The following is a 16485-nucleotide window of genomic DNA, read 5'->3' on the forward strand; positions in this document are numbered from 1 at the left end:
CGGCGTGGCGGCGCGCGCCGCCCTCACCTCCCCACTGAGGTGAGGGCCGGCCGCCTCGGGTCCGACGCGACCGGGGGAATCGAGAGGTCACGCCGACGCCGGCCCTCAACTACGGACCGTAGATCGACGATCACACGTACGGAACGGACGCGGCGTCCCGCTTTGATGCGCGGCTCACCGGCCAGGTAGGACGGACCGTCCTACCTGACGTCCAGACGGCGGGCCAGCCCGCGCAGCGCCGACGACGGGCGCCGCTGCGACAGCAACTCGGCCACGATGGACCGCGGGAACACCTGATAGCGCATCCACCGCGGCGCCGCCGTCTCGACCTCCAGCAGGATCGCCTCGGCCTGCCCGGCATGGCCCAGACGGGCATGCGCGTGCGCCACATCGGAGCGGTGCCGGGCGTGCGCCGCCAGCGGCAGACTCCCGCCGCGCGGCATCCGCGCCGCCGCGTCCAACGCCCGCGGATAGTCACCGGCCACCACGGCCACATCCACGCGCTGCATGGCGACCTGACTCGTCCCGAACGCCGTCTGGTAGTCGTTGCGATCCTCACCCAGCCGCGCCGCGGCGCCGTGCGCCACAGCGAGCAGGTCCTGCGCCTCGCTGTCGTCGCCGTCACGCGCCGCCGCGGTCGCCGCGGTGACGAGCAGGTTGCCCCACAGCGACACCGCCGCAGGCGCGGCCTTGCGGCGCGGCTCCATCTCGTCGGCCTCGCGCACGGCGATCGCCGCGGCGTCGGACGGCCGTCCCTGATTCAGCAGTATCCACGCGTGGGTGCCGACGATCGCGGCGCGCAGCAGCGGGTCGGCGACGTGCCTCAGGCCGCGCTGAGCGGCCAAGAGCGACAGATCACTGTGGCCGAGGTGCACCAGCGTGCATGCGGCGATCTGGCATGCCTCGGCAAGCGCGTCATCGGTGCCCGGCCCGTGCGCGCTGGCGATCATGCCGGGCAGGATCGCCCCCAACAGGTCGTAGTCGCCGCGCCAGTAGCCGGCCCACGCCTCAGCCAGCGCGGCGCGCAGGTCGGCCGGGGTCATCGGCTCGCCCTGGTCGTCCACGACGGGGGTGAGTGCGCGGCGCAGCTCCAGCAGCCCGCCGCCGTCATCCGGCAGTGTCTGCAGATGCGTGGGCTTACTGACGACCGCGGCGAGATCGACGTCGAGCGCGTTCGCGAGCGCCTGCAACGTGGTGATCTTTGCGGTGGCCTTGCGGTGCTGCTCAAGCTTTTGCACGAGGTCGATGCTGACCCCGGCACGCTCGGCCAGCTCGCGCTGCGTCAGCCGCGGAGCGCGCTCGGTCCGAAGTTGATAGATACGGTCGCCGATCTCCGACATGGCGGGGCTCCCTGGTAGCAGTCAGGGTGGCGGCCGACTGCTACGACCGGCCGCCGGGATTCCACGGTACCGGACACGACGAAAGCCGCCCCACCCTCTGGGGTGGGGCGGCGTGCGACGATCGGCGAATGGTGGACGGTGACCCGTCACGGCTCAGCCGTGACCAGCGGCTCGCGGTGGCCCAGCTAGACGGAGAGCGGGAGCATCTACGGATGGACGATTTGGTGACGTTTATCCGCGCTCAGCTCGACGAGGATGAGGGGCTGGCGCGCACGGCGATCGGCGAGCCTTGGTCGGGGACTGTCGAGATCGGCCCGAACGAGGACGATCTGCTCTGCAACGACTCCGGCATCAGCCGGCATATCGTCCGCTGGGATCCGGCGCGCGTGCTGGCCGAGGTCGACGCCAAGCGACGGGTGCTCCGCCTATACGAGTCCAGCTCCGATGCGCAGTTCCCCGACTCTGACGGCGGGTACGCCAGCGCGATCGAGGACGTGATGCTACTGCTCGCCTTGCCGTATGCCGACCGTCCCGGCTACCGCGATGAGTGGAAGCCCTGAGAGCTACGTGGTGGGATCGGGCGCAGGTGATCCCGGGCCTACTGTCTCGAATCCGGCCCCGGCTCGTAGACCCGCTGCTCGACCGCGATGCAGGCGTTGGCCTCGTGCATCACGGTCCGGACTGCGCGCAGGGCGACGGTCTTGTCGGGGCACTCCGGCAGCAGGTCGCTGAGCACCTGCGCCAGCTTGCGGCACTCCGCGCGCACCGTCTCGTGCGCCTCGCGGATCGTGCCGCTCGGCGGGTGGTAGCCGAACCACTCGTCGAGCGTGGCCTCGCTGGTGAACTTGGGCATGGTCTCTCCTCAGGGATTGGTGGTGGTGCCGGTCCGATCGCGGCCGGCCGCGGCGCGGGCCGCCACGATGGCCATCTGCTCCAGGGCGGCGTCGCCGACCATTCCCGGCCACTCCCGCGCGAGCGCGTCCTTGGCCGCGCGCTCGGCCTCGTCGACGTCGGCCGGTGAGGCTGCGTTCGGGAGACGCCATGCCGCGTACCCGGCGACGATCCCGCCGACGATCAGCGCCCCGACCGCTTGACTGATGGTGGCCTGGTCGACCTGGCCACCGCCCTTGAGCACCCCGCCGATCAGGCCAGCGGCTGCGAGCGCCCCGGCGCTGACTCCAGCAGCGACGGCTTTCCGGATCCGAGCGAACATTTTCCCTCCATCTTTCCTGCCAAAACCACTTACGCATGCGTAAGTGGTTTGATAGACTTGTGGCACAACACAAGAGGGGAGGTGATGCGAATGGACACCGTCGGAGAGGCAATGGCGGTGATCGCCGAGGAAGCCGAGCGCCAGGGCTTCCAGGTCCGCCAGACACGAAGCGCCATGTGGCACTTCCGGAAAGGAAGTGACAACTGGATCTTCGCGCCGCGGAGCACGCTGGACGTCGTCGACGCCCTGTCGATGCTGATCAGCGCCGGTCTCGACTGGAAGTAGCCGAGACACACCGGGTCCCGCCGAAGGGGCGGGACCCGGCCCTCCGACATCCCCGCGCCACCCCCACCAACCGGAAGGCGACCACATGACCACATGGCGAGCGGAACTGCACTACCGCACCACCGACATCGACCCTGCGCAGGTGGCCGACCACCTGGCCGAGAGCGCCGCCGTCGTGCACTACCACTCCGAGGACCACGTGCTGCGCCTGCGTGCCGGCCTGGACGGCCACGATCTGGCCGCGGCCACCGCCGCCGCTTGCCACTGGGCCGACGACGTCGACGCCGTGCTCGCGGCCGGCGGCGTGACCGCCAGCCCGATCAGGCTCACCGTCGAAGACGCCGCCGCGGGACCGCTGCGGTGGGCCGCCGGCGCGCACGAGGCCGCGGAGATCCTCGGCGTGAGCACAGCCCGGCTTCGGCAGCTCGACGGCAAGGAAGGCTTCCCCCACGCGGTGCTTGAGCTCGCCGGCGGCAAGGTCTACCACGCCGACGAGATCGAAACCTGGCGGCGCACCCGGCCCGTCGACCGCGGCGGACGGCCCCGCAAGACCAGCCCCGACGAGTAGCCTCGGCGCCGAGGTCCCCTGCCGTGCTGGCGCTCGGCAGGGGACCTCACCCGGTATCAGCGCTCCGCGGCCGCGCCCGGATCCGCCGGCAGATCCTCGCGCGCCATCTCGCGCAGCTGTTCCCGCGTCACCACCTGACTCACGATCGCCGACCGCCACCGCCGGATCAGCGACAGCGCATCCGCGAGCGCATCCGCGGCCTCCCGCGCCAGCGACCGGGCACGGGTCACCTCGGCGTCGAGCTCGCGCACACGCTTCTGCAGCGGCTCCACCAGAGTCAGCGCGGTGTCGGTGATGACATCCGCCGCCTCCGCCCGGATCTTGCGGCGGCCGAGGAACGACGCCACCAGCGCGGCGAGTCCGGACGCCCCACCGAGCGCCCCGATGATCGTGGTGATGTCCTGCACGCTCACGGCGACCGGTCCTCAACCAGCAGCGGCACCTCCGCCATGCGGCCCGCCCGCTCCGCGGCCGCCGCCCGGCAAGTCCCGGCCGATCTGCCACAACCGCACCCAGCTGGCCACCGCCGCCGCGGCGACGAACGCGCCCGCCGCGAGGGCCTGCAGGCCGGCCACCGCGAACAGCGCCACCGAGTACATCGACGTGGCGGTGCCGAGCAACACCACGCCGGCCGCCTCCGTGCCCAGCTGCGCCACCAGCCGGCCCGGCCAGAACGCGCCGAACAAGCCGATCACCCCGCCGGCGACCAGCAGCACCTGCCACAGCACCTCCACCACGCCCGGCATCGCCGTAGCCGCCGACCGCGGTGACGTGTCCGTCAAGGCCAGCGCCAGCCCACAGCACGCCGACGCCGCCAGAATGGCCACCTCGTACGGGTGGCGGCCGTTGACGACCCGCACCGGCCGCACCGGGCGTCCGGCGGTCACGACTCGGCGAGCAGCTCGCCGACCGCCGCGGCCCGGTCGCCCAGCACGGCACGCAGCGCGTCGGCGACCTGCGCCGGGTCGCGGCTGTCGTCGGTGATCGCCGCCAGCCGGTCATCGACCTCATCGACGGCGGCGAGGATGGATTTGGTGTCCACACCGGCCTGCGTGCCGAGAGCATCCACCGCCTTCACGAGCGCGGACACCATCGCCTTGATCTGCATCGGGATGAGCACGCTGTTGTAGAACGCCGTCCGGACCGAGATCGTCTTGTTGGTCTTCTTGTCCGAGAAAGGGTTCGGGATGCCGTCCGCATCGTCGTTCGGGTCGTACGCGAGAAGCTCTTTCGGGGTGGGCAAGTCGTCCTCCGATTTGTCGGCCGCGAGCAGTCCCCACGGGCTCGTGTTGTTCTCCGGGTTGCTGTTGCCCGACCCGCTGCCGTACCGCGCGGAAAAATGCGCATGCTCGGTGTGCGGGCTCATACCGGTGTAGACGCGCGCCGTCCAACCCCACGACCGCGACCAAATGCGCCGGTTGTAAATGACGTACTGCAGCCGGTTGTCCTTACCCGACCGGTGCCGCCCGACGATGATGTCGACGCAGCGCTGCATGTTCCATCCGGCCTTGCGCAGGTCGTCGTCGACGTCGATCGCGTGGACCTCGTTGATGTTGTCCGCATCCGAGTACGGGGTGCGGCCGGTCTCGTCCGGGTTGTGATCCGAGCTTGACTGCGCGTGCGCCGAGTCGCCAATGGACCCGTCCGAGGCATGATCCCGGCCGGGCGCCAGCCGGTTGAACTCGTTACGCAGACTCACCAGACACGGCACCAGACTCCAGCTCGCCATGCCCGCCTCCCTTCCTATTCGCCCAGATAAATCACTTCGAACATCGTGGAGAATGTGGAGTCGCCGGAGCCTTGCACCGCAAGCGTTCCGCCGGACGACTGGAAGCCATAACACTCCAGATAGTCAGTGGTGCCGTTCACCTCCCACACCCCGGACACCACGATGTTCAGACCATTCGCGCCGTTCGCGATCTGCCTGCCCCAGTTTCCGTTTGACACCCCGTTGCGCTCGATGTAAATCCGCCGATCACCGGACGACGACGCCGCGAAATACACATTCGCAACCGTCAAATAGCGGCCTGCAAGGTCCGGGGTCACCCGGCTCGTGTTCACCAGCTCCGAGTGCCAATTCCGGTCGTCGCGGATCTCCGACCCCGCGGTGAACGTGATCGGGGTCAGCGACGAATTGGCCAGGTTCTGATTCGCGGTCAGAGCGAGCCTGGTCATCGGCCGGTTGAGCTGCCGGTTGATGATCCGGTTGATGGTGCTGGCATAGATCGGCTCGCCTGCGGCGACGTTTGCGTAGGCCATCAGCGTGCGTACCTTCCGGGATTCCTCACGTGGATCATCGTCGCGCCGGGCTGCGCCTTCACCACACCGTTCATCGACCGCGTCACCGTCGCCGTCTGCAGGTACGGTCCCGACCCGGACACCGCGCCCATCGCGTCGATCCGGACATCCTCACCGCCGAGCGACACGATGTAGCCGGTCTCGGTCATCGACCACACGTCGCCGTCGTCGAACGTCTCGAAGACCAGCGAGGTCGCCGACGCCGACACATCCGCGTGCAGGAACGTCGACGACGAGTCGTAGCGGCTCACCCCGTCGTCGTAGATGCCCACCGCGTAGATCCCCGCGGGCGAACACGACAATGTGACATCCCACTGGTAACGGCCGATCTCCTGCTGCACACCCTCAATGATCAGATCGATGTAGATGCCGGCGACCTGGGTCTTCGGGTTCACAATCCGGACCCGCGATCCAATGCCGCACTTCACCCAGTCGTCGATCAGATGCCGGTGCTGCAGCAGCGAGAACTTGATCCGCGGCCACCGCAGCTCGCCCCACGTGCCGATGTGCAGCCCCCACGCCGCCTGATCCTCCAGCTGATCGTCGGCGTACAGGGTGAACTCCTCGCCGCCCTTCTTCACACCGCGCCGCTGCACGATCACCGCGTCCGCTTCCGCGGTGACCTCGCTGCCCGCTAAGCGTTTGGCGGTGTACTGGGAGACGTACTGCTGATCGCCGCGGGCCGGCTCCGGAGCCTCCGCCAGCTCACCGCCGCCCCAATCGAGGATCAGCGTCACCGGGGTCTCGTACCGGGCGCCGTGCGGCGTGAACCCGAGCCCCGCGGCCCGCTCGTACAGCACCCCGAAGTCGGCCTTCGCCGCGGCGCGGAGCAGATCGAGGAACTCGCCCGAGCGCTGCGCGCCGAGCTGCGCCGAGTCGCCGGGCGCCACCGCGACCGGGATGCCCTCCTCGGCGCACAGCCGGGTGATCCGGTCCGACGCCGTCTCTCCCGGATAGCCGGACACCACCGCCACGAACGTCGAGTCGACGAACGGCAGTGTCTCAGCGCCGAGCCACACATGCGCGAACTGGGTGCCCTGCAGCTCCGCCGTGGTCCGCATCAGGAAGTCCCGGACACCGCCGAGAGACCCGGAGAACGAGTCCCCGAGCGCCCAGAACACCCCGGACTCCGGGATGACCTGATACCACAGCAGGGTGTAGCTGACCGTGCCCCCGGACTGCGTCGTTTCGAGCTGGATCGCGAACCACGCCGTCGTGTCGATCAGATGCAGCACATACCCCGAGTCGCTCACCGTCGACCCGGACGACGACACCGCGACGACCTTGAACGAGGTGGCCGACGCCCAGATCTGCCACTTGCGGGCCGTTCCCGACGGGCAGCCGAACTCCGCCAGCAGGGTGTCCGCCGTGACGTTGTTCTCCATCTTCATCAGGAACATGACGGCGAACTCGGCTGGCGTCGTGGTCGGCGCGACCCCGTAGATCCGGCCCAAGTCGCCGGCGTACTCCGCCGAGGAGTCCCCGCCGGCGACGGAATCCCCACCGAACGAGACGTCGTAGATGGTCGCCGGCGCGCCGCCCGGCACCGCGGACGCCGCATAGGAGGCGTCCGATCCGTCCTCCAGCGGCCAGTACCCGGCCGGGTCGTACCGCACCAGCTGCCGGTACAGCGGCGACCGGATCCCGCTCTGCTGGCCGAGCCGGCGCATGATGCCGGATATCTCGAACGGTGTCGTCGCGTCGTTACCGGAGAAATCCCACCGCGGGGGAAGATCCGCGGCGTACCCGGAGAACAGCAGCGCGGCGACCTGCAGGTCATCGATGGTCATCCGGCAGTTGGCGGTTTCCCCGCTGCGCCGCCAGAACAGCATCCCGACCCCGGTACCCAGCACCTGATAGTCGGACCAGGTCACCGCCCACTGATCCGGCTCCGGGTCGCCGTCGTTCCAAATGCGGATCCGGAAATCGGCTCCTTCGCACTGATACCGGCACCACACCTTGGAATCGGGGGTGTACGTCAGCGCGCCGAACAGCTCGCTGAACGAGGTGTACGAACCGCCGATCGCGTAGATCGGCTTGATCGAAATCGTGCCGTCCGGCCGGAACTCCAGATAGCAGGGCATGTGGTTGTCGGTGTCGACCACGCGCACCATCGGCGCGACGATGTACGTGTCCCCGGCGGTGTAGGCGTTGATCTCCATCGAGAACGTGACGTCGAGGTCCGGCGCGCCGGCGCCCTGCAGCACCTGAAACGACGACTGGCCATCGCCGCCGAAGTCGACCCGCGCCACAGAACCATCAGTGGAGTAGACCCCGTTCGTGTTCGACCAGGTGTGCCCCGACGTCGAGGTGCCCCACCCCGGCGACACCGCAGCCCGGTCGAAGGTGTCCCCGGACTCATCGATGCGGAACCGCACGGGCACGTTCTCCGCCAGCAGGCCGTACCACTGCCCGACCGGATTCCACGGCGACAAGTCCCCGTCGCGGTCGTCGAACGTCGTGACGCCGGCGCCGAAGTCGACGTCGGACCCCTCATCGTCGCGGCCGTACGTCAACTCGACCGGCGCGGACTGGCGACGCCGACCGGAGATGTCGACGTACGGGTAATCGCCCGGGTCACCGGCCAGATTCGCGCCCGGCGCGAACTCCACGCCGATCGGGAACGGCGGCTTGATCGTCACGCCCCGGCCCCCTGCGTGATCGGGCCCCTGACCCGGATGCTCTTGCGCAGCCACCGCCGGAAGTCGGTCTCGTTGCCGTGCACCTCGACCACGATCGGCCGGTCGCTGCGCCCTTCGAGCGACGGCAGCTTCGACACCGGCGCCACCACCTCGTCCTCACCGCCCTCACCGGCCACGATCAGCCGGCCCCCGGGCGTGGCCGGCACCACGCCACCCTCGGCCAGGTAAGGGATGTTCGGCGTGGAGATGGTGCCGCCGCCGATGGTCTGCCCGAAGATCGTCACCGACGGGATCCGGAACGACAGCCGGTTCCAGCGGCCGATCACCGCGTTCATCGCCGCCCGGAAACCGCCGGGGATCGCATTCCACATATTCCGCAGCGACCCGGCGATCCGGCCCGGAATACCGCGGATCCACGAAACGAACGAATTCCATTTCGACCGCAGCCAGTTGACGGCGTTGCCGCCCCACGACATGACCTTGCCGAACAGGCCGTACCAGAATCCGAAGTAGCGAGCCACCATCGACCACGCCCACTTCGCGAACGACGCGATCTTGTTGCCGAGCATGACGAAAAACCCGGCGAACGGGCCTGCGAACCAGGCACCGACCGCTTTGAAGAATCCCCAGACTTTCTGCCAGATCGTCTGGAACCACGTCGTCTTCGTGGCGATGAGCGCGATCGCGGCCACCAGCGCCACGATCCCGATGATGATCCACGTGACGGGTGACAGCGCCATCGCCGCGTTCCACGCCCACTGCACCGCCACGACCACCGCGATGGCCGCCGCCAGAATGCCCAGGCCAGTCGCCAGCGGCACCACCCAATCCGAATTCTTCGACAGCCACCCGAACGTGGCCTCGATCGCCGGGACCGCCTTCGCCAACTGCTCGACGAGCGCCTGCTGCGCCGCCCGCTGGAAGTGCTTCAGCTTCGCGCCGGCGGACTGCTCCAGGGCGTCCCCGGCACGCTGCGCCGACCCCGCCAGGTCCCCGAGACCCTTGGTCGCCGTCTCCGGATCCATCGCAAACAGGGCCGCGCCCAAGTCCTCGGCCTTGGTGCCGAACAATGCCACCGCCGCGGCCTGCTGCTGCACCGGGTTCTTGATCGCCCGCAATCTCTCCAACGTGACCGACAACGCCTCATTGGCGTAATCGCCGCCGCGGGCGAACGACCGGGCCATTGTGTCGGCGTTCAGACCGAGCGCTTTGAACCCGCCCGCCGTGGTCTTCGACCCGTCGATAGCCCGGATCGACAGTTCCTTCAACGCGTCCGCGACGGTGTCCGAATCGCGGGCGCCAGCCTGCAACGCCTGACTCATCAACCCCAGGGCCTGAGGCCCCTGCAACCCCAATTTCCGGAATTGTGTGCCATATTCATTGAAGGTGTCGAGCAAATCTTCCGACTTGTTGATTCCCTTTTCCACACCAGTCTGAAGAATGTCGAACGCCTGCTCGCTCGACTTCGCGATGCCGGTGCGGACCATCTGCGACACGGCCTGCGACACCCTGCCCGCATCCTCGCCCATGACCTTCGACAGGTTCGCGACCTTCGCCGCGACCCGGTCGATCTCCTTGGTCGGGGCGTCACCGGCGACCAGCGAATTCTGCACCGCAGCCTTCACCGCATCCGCGGCGTCCTCCATCGACCCGACCACGCCGCGGGCGAACACCGCGCCGGCAGCCTTGCCGGCATTGGCCGCGAGCGGGGTGCCCGCTCCCAGCTGCGCCTGCAGCAACGCGGCCGGCTCGCTCTGCTCGATCAGCGTAGTGACCCCCGAGATCAACGCCGCGCCGATCGCGACACCGGCCGCGGCGGTGAGCTTCTTCGCGCCGTCCCACGCCTTACCGAGCTTGCCCTGCGCCTCCTTGGCATCCTTACCGACCCGCCTCGTGTCGATCCCCAGCTCGATCAGCAGATCCTCAAGGGTCGCCACCGTCGATCACCCTCCCACCCATCGACTTGGTCAGGGACCGCAGCTTGCGCAACAGGTCATCACCGGTCGGCGGACCCTGCTGGGCCGCCGCGCCGCGACGTCCCCACTTCGGCATGAACTGGTCGGGCTTGTACGGGCGAGTGCGGCGGCCGCGGTTAGCGTTCGCGATCGTCGCCGCGGTGATGGCGTGGAGCAGATCGAACCGCTCCGGGCCGAGCGTGCCGTACTCCTGCTCGTACACCATCCACGCCGAGTACTCCCGCGAGTCGATCCGGTCCATCAGCTCACCGACGGTGCAGCCCAGGGCGAGCGCTAGCCGATGCTGGAAGCGTCGTCCTGGGTCGCGCCGAAATCCTCGGTCAGCTTGTCGACGTCCTCCTGCGACAGGCCGGTCAGCTTCCGGCACGCGTCGAACAACCTGTCGAGCGGCTTGGCCGACTTGGCCGACAGCCAGTTCAGGTCCTCGGGCGTGAACAGCTTGCGGCCCTTCTCGTCGACCGCGCAGAGCACGATCAGCTTCGCCCGGGCGTTCTCCAGATTCGCGCGGCGGTTGCCGCCGCGGTCCTCGATGAGCGACGCCTCATACCGGTCACGCTGCCGGCCGGAGATCGACGACAGCCGGACCGCCCCGCCCCACTCGGGGCATTCGATCTCGTCGAACTCGCTGTCGTCGGCGGCGCGGATGTCGTCGCGGGAAAGCAATGCCATGATGTCGTCGTCCTCAGCTTCCGGTCGCTGCCAGGACCGGCTTGCCACTCACATCGATCGTGAGGGTGCGGCCCATCTTGTCGTCATGCGGGAACTCGTCGGACACGCCGGTCATCACGCCGGCGATCGTCCAGGTGTGCTCGTCGGCCGTCCCGGGGAACAGCACGATCTGGTAGTTCCGCGGATCCGCGTCGTCGAAGTCGTCATCCAGGTCGTGCGTGGTCTGCCGCGGGTCGTAGTTGATGTCGACCGTGATCTGCCCGCCGTCCTTGAGGCCGCCGATCTTCTCCATCCACTGGTCCGGCGAGTCGTGGGACGTCACGTCGATGATGTTGCGCGACCGCTCCGGGCCGCCGATCGTCGTGACGTTCGCGATCGTGGTGAACGACTCCGTCGGCGTCGCCCCGTCGCCGCGCTTGAACAACGTCCCGAACGCATCCGCTCCGGCCATCCCTCAGTCCTCCTGCTCGGTGTTGATCCGGAACCGGATCACGTGGTGGCGCCACAACGGGTTGGGATCGCGTAGCGCCTGGTCGAACTCACAACGAATGATCACGATCTTGTGGCCGTCCACGTCCAGCGCGGCCGGCTTGTGGTCCAGCAGCTCGATCACCCGGTTGGCGATGTCCTGGCCGCGCTTGTTGCCCTCGGACTTGGTCCACACGTGCAGCGTCGTGGTGATCTGCCGGCCGAACGTCGTCATCGTGTTGTCCGGCGTCGACAGGTGATCCCCGAGCCGCAGATAATCGCCGGTGATCCGCTCCGGCGGCTCGTCGTGCACCCCGCCGGGCAGCATGCCGGACAGGGCGCCGTCGGCGCGCAACGTGGTGACGATCGCCTTCTGCACGGCGTTGACCGGGTTCCTCGCCGTCGTCTGCGCCATCAGCCGGCCACCCGGCGCAGCTCCTCGTTCAGCTCCCGCACGACCGTCTTCGGGAACCGGTGCCGGGCGAGCTTCGCGGCCGGCTCGGCATACGGCTGCGCCGCAGTGTCCTCGGTGCCCAGCTCCACCGCGGTGGCGTACCGCTCAGTCGCCGCGGTGCGCCCGGACAGGCCGTCACCGTCGACCTCCTCAGTAATCGAGGCCTCCAGAGCGCCCGTGTCGACCGGCGCGAACCCCCGCTCGTCCTGCGCGGTCTCGTGCACCTCGGCCGCCACCGCCCGCCGTGCCGCCGCCTCCAGCGCTCCCGGAACCCGGGCCAGCTTCGCCGCTAGCTGCCGCTCGCCGCGGATCCGGATCGGCTTCACTGCGTCGCCTGGTGCGCCTGCTCGTACTGCTCGACGACCTCGGCCGGGATCTTCCCCCGCGCCGACACCTCGACGCCGGCGTCGGCAGCCCACGCCCGGATCTGCCGGTTGCGGTCGGCGCGCTCGTGCGCCTCATCCTCGTGCTCCTGGTCGCCGTCGACGTCGCGGACACCGACGCGCATCGGCTGCAGATCGCCGCCGCCGAGGTCGGGTTCCGGCTCGTCGGCGTACGTGGTCGCGTCGACCGGCTCCGGATCGGCCGGCTCCTCGTCCAGCGTGCGCATGTCGGCGCCCGTCTCCACCGTGTCCGGGTCGACGCCGAGCGCGCGCAGCGCCGCGTCCACCGTCGCCGCCGCCACGTCCGAGCCCACGTCGGTCGGCTGCAACCCCAGCAGCGCCAGCCCGGCCAGCAGCCGCCGCAACTGCTCCACATAGGCCAGCCCTGCCGCACCCACCGCGGAGTCGAACACATCCGGCGGCCGGAGCTCCGGCGACCCGGTCGCGTAGTCCACCCCGATCGGCGCCCACAGCTGCGGATGCTGCGTCACGATCGGATGATCGGAATGGGCCGTGGTGACACCCTTACGGACCGTCGCCCGGCCCCGCGCGCTCCGGATCACCCCGGTCCGGTGCGCCATCATGATCTGCCGCTCGCTCATCGCTTCAGGACTCCTCGTCGCTGGTCTGGTATTGCTCGGCCTCGCAGTCAGCACGCAGATACACCGGATCCGACGGCCGCACCGTCGCCTTGACCCGCAGCACCTCGCCGTCGCCGCGCAGCTCGTCGCCGCGACGCACGTCGGCATCCGGCAGCATGTGCAGCACGTAGGCCAGGTCGACGCCGGCGCGCATCGCCTCCAGCCGTTCGGCCGCGGTGGGCTGCCCCGCCTTGGCCCACACCGTGCCGACCTGCGTCAGGGTGACGGTGTTGCCGCCCTGCCCGTCGTCGACCTTCGCCTCCCGCCACACCGCCAACTGCCGGCGCAGCTCGTGCGCGCCGATCCGCACGCTCACGACTCGTCCCCCGACCACGGCGACACCACGGTCACCGCCGCGAACGACGACCCGCCGGCCGCGCGGCGCACCGCCCGGATCTCCCGGTCGGTCAGGTACACGTCCTCGCCGCCCTCCCGGCCGGTGCGGTCATAGGACTTGGACGAGTCGGCGATCGAGCGCTGCGACAGGCCTTCCGGGTTCGCGAACGCGCGATAGGCGGCCGCCACACAGATGCGCTGCACCCGCGGCGGCACGTCCTCGACCTCGTCGCCCGCCTCGTTGAGCCACGTCTTGCCGGCCTCGTCACGGATCAGCTCGGACGCGTCGACCAGGCACCCGGTCGCCCGGGTCGCCTCATCCCCGGCCGGCGTGTATCCGATCTTGGCGTACAGCTGGGCATCGCTGGCCAGCGTCGGACGGTCCGCCACCGCTCACCCCTCCCGCTCGTACCGGCACGGCTGGCCGAACCGGCGCCGCAGCCACCGCCCGACCGCTCCGGTGCTCCAGGTGTGATCCGACGTCGACACGAACAGGTCGCCGTCGGCCGGCACATCCCGAAACCATCGGATCTTGACGTCGGCGTGGACCTCGCCGCCCACCACCGCAGCGTTGCCGTACAGCGTCCGCTTGCCGACCGGCTCCGACTTCACCGTCCGGACCCGGTCGGCCCGGCCGATCACCTCGGCCAGCACCGCCTTGTCCATCACCATCGGCGTGTGCAGCTCGTAGTCGAGCCGGCCAGGCACACCGATGGCCTCCAGCATGTCGAGGGTGTCCATGCGCCGCCCGGCCATCTTCGCGTTGCCGGTCGCCCGATGGTTGGCCAGATGATCACCGACCGGGCCGCGGTGCCACACCGGGATCTCCTCCACCGGCTGCAGCGCGAAGAAGTCGTCGTTCATCAGCACGAACCGGTCGCTGACGTCCGGGCACGCGGCGGCCGCGCGCAGGTTCGCCCACGTCGACCAGTGCTTGCCCGGCCGGTCCGGCACCGGCGCCAGGTGCTCCACCCCGCACAGCCACGACGGCGTCCGGCCGGCCACCACAACCCGGTCCACCTGAGGCAGATTCTGCAGGCTGCGCAAGCTGTATCGCAGCTCCTCGGACTCCGGGCCGACCAGATAGACGGCGTCCACTCAGCTCTCCTCCCACGGCCAGCCGACCGCCACCGCCCCGCAAAACAGCCCGCCAGCGCAGAACCGGGCAGTAAAGAAATCCCGGTTCGGCTCCCGGACGGCCGGGTTGACGAAGCACGACGCCATCCCCGCCGCGGCCGCCGCGAGCATCAGATCCTGCGCCATCACCCCGGCGTCGAGGTACGGCATGAACCGCACCTCGTCCCCGGCCTTGTACGCGACCGGATCGGCCACCAGCAGCACCACCGCCGGCGCCCGGTGAATCCAGCCGACCCCACCGACCAGCAGCCCGCCCAGCAGCGCGGTCGCATCCCGCCCGCGGACCACACGCGCGGCCACGCCACGGCGAGCGCACGACGACGGCGCCCGGGCGGCGGCGTCCAGCAGCGGCTCCAGGTCGCCGTCACCGACCGGACGGTCGGCGAAACGGCGACCCGAGTGCCGCTCGGCGAGGATCTGGGCCAGAACCGCCGCCTTGCGCCGCTGATGCGCCAGGTAGCGGCCCTGGTACTCGTCCTCGGCCGGCACCGCCGATCAGCTCTCGGCGGTGTCCATGACCACGAACCGGGGCGTCTCGGCGCCCGATTCGCTGTCGACCACCGCGCTGGCCCCGGCGAACGTGGACACCACGGTCGCGTCGGACAGCTTGCTGGTCTCGTACTGGAAGATCTGCCGCAGCCCCACCCCGTCGGCCTGGGTGACCGCGGTGCTCGTCGCACCGCGCGGCGCGACCGGCGTGACGTTCGCCCACGCGAAACCCGACCGGTGGTAGGCGACCGCCCGGCCCGCGGTCAGCGCCGTCGACTCCACGAACGTGAACCCGCGGTACCGGCCGATCACCGCGTCCCGCAGCGCCGACGGCGACCCGGCCTTGTCAACCTCGGACAGGTTGTCCAAGGCCAGCACGAACGTGGCCACCTCCGGCGACACCGCGATGAACCGGTCCGACATCGGCGCCTTCGCCCGGCCCAACTGCTCCCGCGCCTGCAGCACGATCGCCTCGATGTTGGAACCGGTCACGTCGATCGTCAGATCCGACGATAGACCGTTCATCACCGTCGCGAGCTGGTCCTCGGCGCCCTCGGCCACCGCCGCGACCTGCACCCGGGTGATCTGCCGCGCGAAGTCGTACAGCTCGTACGTCATCTCCTGATCGGAGATCAGCTTCGCGTGGTACAGGTGCTTCAGCACCACGTCGACCGGCACCTCGTCGACGTCGTCGTAGGTGATCGTCGACCCCGCCGAAGCCTGCGTGCGGGCGGTGCCGGGCTGAGGCACCCGCACGGTGATCGTGTCACCGTTGGAGCCGGCGAAATCGGCCGACGGCACCCGCGACACCGTCGCCGGGAGCACGATCATCCGGGTCAGCAACTCGACGGCGAGCGCCGAGATGCCCTGTGCGGTCAGGACAGCCATCGCTGTTCCTCACTTTCCTTGGACGCAGCGGCCGTCCCGCTGCACGGTCAGAAACTCGATTTGAGGATCGACTCGGCCATCTCGGCCGGGGTCTTGTCACCGCTGGACGACGGCACCGACCCGGAGGTCAGCTGCTCCTTCGGCCGGCCCGACGGCGGCAGGCTGCGCCGGCCGTCACCGTCCCCACCGTCCTGGCCGGATCCCGGCGCACCGCCGGAACCCTGCTTGCCCTCGCCGTCCGCCGCGCCGTCGCCGCCCTGCTTGCCGCCGGCGTCGCCGGAACCCTGCTTGCCGCCGTCGCCCTTGCCGTCGCCGGCCGGCTTCCAGTCGGCGAGCAGCTCGTCGGCGTCAGCCTCCAACTCCTCACGGGTGGAGCCCTGCAGCCGCTTGGCCTGCTTGGCCGACAGCCCCTTGGCCGCGGCGACCGCGTTGCGCAGGTTCTGCGCCTCGGCCTTGGCCGCCCGATCCTCCAGACCCGACACCTTTTCCAGCAGCTTGTCCATCGCGGACTTGTTCTTGTCCGCCTCGGCCGCCTGCTGCTTCAGGTCGTCGTAGTCCGCGTACTTCTCCCGCTCCCGCCCGATGCGCTCCCGCACAATGCGGTCCACGTCAGCCTGCGTGAACGTCTTCTCACCAGCGCCGTCGTTGCCGTCGCCGTCCGCCATGCCCCGGATCCCTCCGTCAACCGGCCCCCGGTC

24 protein-coding genes are annotated in these 16485 nt (G+C 69.7%); 3 read left to right on the forward strand and 21 right to left on the reverse strand.

Annotated elements, in window-relative coordinates:
• Window positions 1-200 precede the first annotated feature (200 nt).
• Window positions 201-1340, reverse strand: a complete 1140-nt coding sequence (locus tag IEY73_RS11910; RefSeq protein ID WP_189079228.1) for a helix-turn-helix domain-containing protein — start codon at window positions 1338-1340, stop codon at window positions 201-203.
• 212 nt (window positions 1341-1552) lie between these two features.
• Here IEY73_RS11910 and IEY73_RS11915 point away from each other — a divergent pair, with 212 nt between their 5' ends.
• Complete coding sequence (locus tag IEY73_RS11915) at window positions 1553-1900, forward strand: DUF6221 family protein (protein ID WP_189079229.1); 348 nt, start codon at window positions 1553-1555, stop codon at window positions 1898-1900.
• 38 nt (window positions 1901-1938) lie between these two features.
• Here the strand turns inward: IEY73_RS11915 and IEY73_RS11920 are convergent, their stop codons facing one another.
• Both IEY73_RS11920 and IEY73_RS11925 read right to left on the reverse strand, forming a co-directional pair.
• The gene (locus IEY73_RS11920; RefSeq protein WP_189079230.1) at window positions 1939-2193 is read right to left on the reverse strand and encodes an Acb2/Tad1 domain-containing protein; all 255 of its coding nucleotides are present in this window, start codon (window positions 2191-2193) and stop codon (window positions 1939-1941) included.
• A gap of 9 nt (window positions 2194-2202) precedes the next feature.
• Window positions 2203-2553 carry a hypothetical protein gene (locus IEY73_RS11925; RefSeq protein ID WP_189079231.1) on the reverse strand — a complete coding sequence of 117 codons (351 nt, stop codon included), beginning with the start codon at window positions 2551-2553 and terminating at the stop codon, window positions 2203-2205.
• Window positions 2554-2643: 90 nt separating this feature from the next.
• Between IEY73_RS11925 and IEY73_RS11930 the strand changes: the two genes are divergently transcribed.
• On the forward strand, window positions 2644-2838 hold the full coding sequence (locus IEY73_RS11930) for a hypothetical protein (RefSeq protein ID WP_229715775.1): 195 nt from the start codon (window positions 2644-2646) through the stop codon (window positions 2836-2838).
• Window positions 2839-2923: 85 nt separating this feature from the next.
• A complete protein-coding gene (locus IEY73_RS11935) occupies window positions 2924-3406 on the forward strand; it encodes a hypothetical protein (protein WP_189079233.1) in 483 nt (160 codons plus the stop codon).
• Window positions 3407-3462: 56 nt separating this feature from the next.
• Here IEY73_RS11935 and IEY73_RS11940 read toward each other — a convergent pair whose 3' ends face one another.
• From IEY73_RS11940 to IEY73_RS12025, 18 genes are read right to left on the reverse strand one after another with little or no spacing between them, the layout of a single operon-like run.
• Complete coding sequence (locus tag IEY73_RS11940; RefSeq protein ID WP_189079234.1) at window positions 3463-3819, reverse strand: hypothetical protein; 357 nt, start codon at window positions 3817-3819, stop codon at window positions 3463-3465.
• 12 nt (window positions 3820-3831) lie between these two features.
• Window positions 3832-4293 (reverse strand): hypothetical protein, encoded by a 462-nt coding sequence (locus tag IEY73_RS11945; RefSeq protein ID WP_189079235.1) that lies wholly within the window; start codon window positions 4291-4293, stop codon window positions 3832-3834.
• The gene (locus tag IEY73_RS11950) at window positions 4290-5135 is read right to left on the reverse strand and encodes a hypothetical protein (RefSeq protein ID WP_189079236.1); all 846 of its coding nucleotides are present in this window, start codon (window positions 5133-5135) and stop codon (window positions 4290-4292) included. Before IEY73_RS11950 ends, IEY73_RS11945 begins: the two co-directional genes overlap by 4 nt.
• Before the next feature lie 14 nt (window positions 5136-5149).
• A complete protein-coding gene (locus tag IEY73_RS11955) occupies window positions 5150-5665 on the reverse strand; it encodes a hypothetical protein (protein WP_189079237.1) in 516 nt (171 codons plus the stop codon).
• Window positions 5665-8346, reverse strand: a complete 2682-nt coding sequence (locus IEY73_RS11960; RefSeq protein WP_189079238.1) for a hypothetical protein — start codon at window positions 8344-8346, stop codon at window positions 5665-5667. The genes IEY73_RS11955 and IEY73_RS11960 overlap by 1 nt, the downstream gene beginning before the upstream one ends.
• Window positions 8343-10283: a phage tail tape measure protein gene (locus tag IEY73_RS11965; RefSeq protein ID WP_189079239.1), complete on the reverse strand. Its 1941-nt coding sequence runs from the start codon at window positions 10281-10283 to the stop codon at window positions 8343-8345. Before IEY73_RS11965 ends, IEY73_RS11960 begins: the two co-directional genes overlap by 4 nt.
• The gene (locus IEY73_RS11970; RefSeq protein ID WP_189079240.1) at window positions 10270-10563 is read right to left on the reverse strand and encodes a phage tail assembly protein T; all 294 of its coding nucleotides are present in this window, start codon (window positions 10561-10563) and stop codon (window positions 10270-10272) included. The genes IEY73_RS11965 and IEY73_RS11970 overlap by 14 nt, the downstream gene beginning before the upstream one ends.
• Before the next feature lie 32 nt (window positions 10564-10595).
• Window positions 10596-10991, reverse strand: a complete 396-nt coding sequence (locus IEY73_RS11975; protein WP_189079241.1) for a hypothetical protein — start codon at window positions 10989-10991, stop codon at window positions 10596-10598.
• A gap of 13 nt (window positions 10992-11004) precedes the next feature.
• Window positions 11005-11442: a phage tail tube protein gene (locus IEY73_RS11980; RefSeq protein WP_189079242.1), complete on the reverse strand. Its 438-nt coding sequence runs from the start codon at window positions 11440-11442 to the stop codon at window positions 11005-11007.
• Window positions 11443-11445: 3 nt separating this feature from the next.
• Window positions 11446-11874 carry a DUF3168 domain-containing protein gene (locus tag IEY73_RS11985; RefSeq protein ID WP_189079243.1) on the reverse strand — a complete coding sequence of 143 codons (429 nt, stop codon included), beginning with the start codon at window positions 11872-11874 and terminating at the stop codon, window positions 11446-11448.
• Window positions 11874-12239: an HK97 gp10 family phage protein gene (locus IEY73_RS11990; protein WP_189079244.1), complete on the reverse strand. Its 366-nt coding sequence runs from the start codon at window positions 12237-12239 to the stop codon at window positions 11874-11876. The genes IEY73_RS11985 and IEY73_RS11990 overlap by 1 nt, the downstream gene beginning before the upstream one ends.
• Complete coding sequence (locus tag IEY73_RS33530; RefSeq protein ID WP_229715776.1) at window positions 12236-12898, reverse strand: Lsr2 family DNA-binding protein; 663 nt, start codon at window positions 12896-12898, stop codon at window positions 12236-12238. The genes IEY73_RS11990 and IEY73_RS33530 overlap by 4 nt, the downstream gene beginning before the upstream one ends.
• Window positions 12899-12902: 4 nt before the next feature.
• Window positions 12903-13253 carry a phage head closure protein gene (locus IEY73_RS12000; protein ID WP_229715777.1) on the reverse strand — a complete coding sequence of 117 codons (351 nt, stop codon included), beginning with the start codon at window positions 13251-13253 and terminating at the stop codon, window positions 12903-12905.
• Window positions 13250-13663 (reverse strand): hypothetical protein, encoded by a 414-nt coding sequence (locus IEY73_RS12005; protein ID WP_189079245.1) that lies wholly within the window; start codon window positions 13661-13663, stop codon window positions 13250-13252. Before IEY73_RS12005 ends, IEY73_RS12000 begins: the two co-directional genes overlap by 4 nt.
• A gap of 3 nt (window positions 13664-13666) precedes the next feature.
• Complete coding sequence (locus IEY73_RS12010; RefSeq protein ID WP_189079246.1) at window positions 13667-14371, reverse strand: hypothetical protein; 705 nt, start codon at window positions 14369-14371, stop codon at window positions 13667-13669.
• Entirely contained in the window at window positions 14372-14899 is a 528-nt protein-coding gene (locus IEY73_RS12015) for a nitroreductase family protein (protein WP_189079247.1), read from the reverse strand.
• 6 nt (window positions 14900-14905) lie between these two features.
• Window positions 14906-15787 carry a phage major capsid protein gene (locus IEY73_RS12020; protein ID WP_189079248.1) on the reverse strand — a complete coding sequence of 294 codons (882 nt, stop codon included), beginning with the start codon at window positions 15785-15787 and terminating at the stop codon, window positions 14906-14908.
• 47 nt (window positions 15788-15834) lie between these two features.
• A complete protein-coding gene (locus tag IEY73_RS12025) occupies window positions 15835-16452 on the reverse strand; it encodes a hypothetical protein (protein WP_189079249.1) in 618 nt (205 codons plus the stop codon).
• Window positions 16453-16485 lie beyond the last annotated feature (33 nt).

Origin of the sequence: Mangrovihabitans endophyticus (assembly GCF_014646155.1) — a bacterium.
In the GTDB taxonomy this organism is placed as follows: Bacteria; Actinomycetota; Actinomycetes; order Mycobacteriales; family Micromonosporaceae; genus Actinoplanes; species Actinoplanes endophyticus.

What these genes read in the sequence shown, in the direction of transcription:
- IEY73_RS11930 (WP_229715775.1), top strand. Translation starts at nt 2,644, where the DNA reads ATGGACACCGTCGGAGAGGCAATGGCGGTGATCGCCGAGGAAGCCGAG.
- IEY73_RS11925 (WP_189079231.1), bottom strand. Translation starts at nt 2,553, where the DNA reads ATGTTCGCTCGGATCCGGAAAGCCGTCGCTGCTGGAGTCAGCGCCGGG.
- IEY73_RS33530 (WP_229715776.1), bottom strand. Translation starts at nt 12,898, where the DNA reads ATGAGCGAGCGGCAGATCATGATGGCGCACCGGACCGGGGTGATCCGG.
- IEY73_RS11935 (WP_189079233.1), top strand. Translation starts at nt 2,924, where the DNA reads ATGACCACATGGCGAGCGGAACTGCACTACCGCACCACCGACATCGAC.
- IEY73_RS11975 (WP_189079241.1), bottom strand. Translation starts at nt 10,991, where the DNA reads ATGGCATTGCTTTCCCGCGACGACATCCGCGCCGCCGACGACAGCGAG.
- IEY73_RS11985 (WP_189079243.1), bottom strand. Translation starts at nt 11,874, where the DNA reads ATGGCGCAGACGACGGCGAGGAACCCGGTCAACGCCGTGCAGAAGGCG.
- IEY73_RS11920 (WP_189079230.1), bottom strand. Translation starts at nt 2,193, where the DNA reads ATGCCCAAGTTCACCAGCGAGGCCACGCTCGACGAGTGGTTCGGCTAC.
- IEY73_RS11915 (WP_189079229.1), top strand. Translation starts at nt 1,553, where the DNA reads ATGGACGATTTGGTGACGTTTATCCGCGCTCAGCTCGACGAGGATGAG.
- IEY73_RS11980 (WP_189079242.1), bottom strand. Translation starts at nt 11,442, where the DNA reads ATGGCCGGAGCGGATGCGTTCGGGACGTTGTTCAAGCGCGGCGACGGG.
- IEY73_RS12025 (WP_189079249.1), bottom strand. Translation starts at nt 16,452, where the DNA reads ATGGCGGACGGCGACGGCAACGACGGCGCTGGTGAGAAGACGTTCACG.
- IEY73_RS12020 (WP_189079248.1), bottom strand. Translation starts at nt 15,787, where the DNA reads ATGGCTGTCCTGACCGCACAGGGCATCTCGGCGCTCGCCGTCGAGTTG.
- IEY73_RS11955 (WP_189079237.1), bottom strand. Translation starts at nt 5,665, where the DNA reads ATGGCCTACGCAAACGTCGCCGCAGGCGAGCCGATCTATGCCAGCACC.
- IEY73_RS11910 (WP_189079228.1), bottom strand. Translation starts at nt 1,340, where the DNA reads ATGTCGGAGATCGGCGACCGTATCTATCAACTTCGGACCGAGCGCGCT.
- IEY73_RS11970 (WP_189079240.1), bottom strand. Translation starts at nt 10,563, where the DNA reads ATGGACCGGATCGACTCGCGGGAGTACTCGGCGTGGATGGTGTACGAG.
- IEY73_RS11950 (WP_189079236.1), bottom strand. Translation starts at nt 5,135, where the DNA reads ATGGCGAGCTGGAGTCTGGTGCCGTGTCTGGTGAGTCTGCGTAACGAG.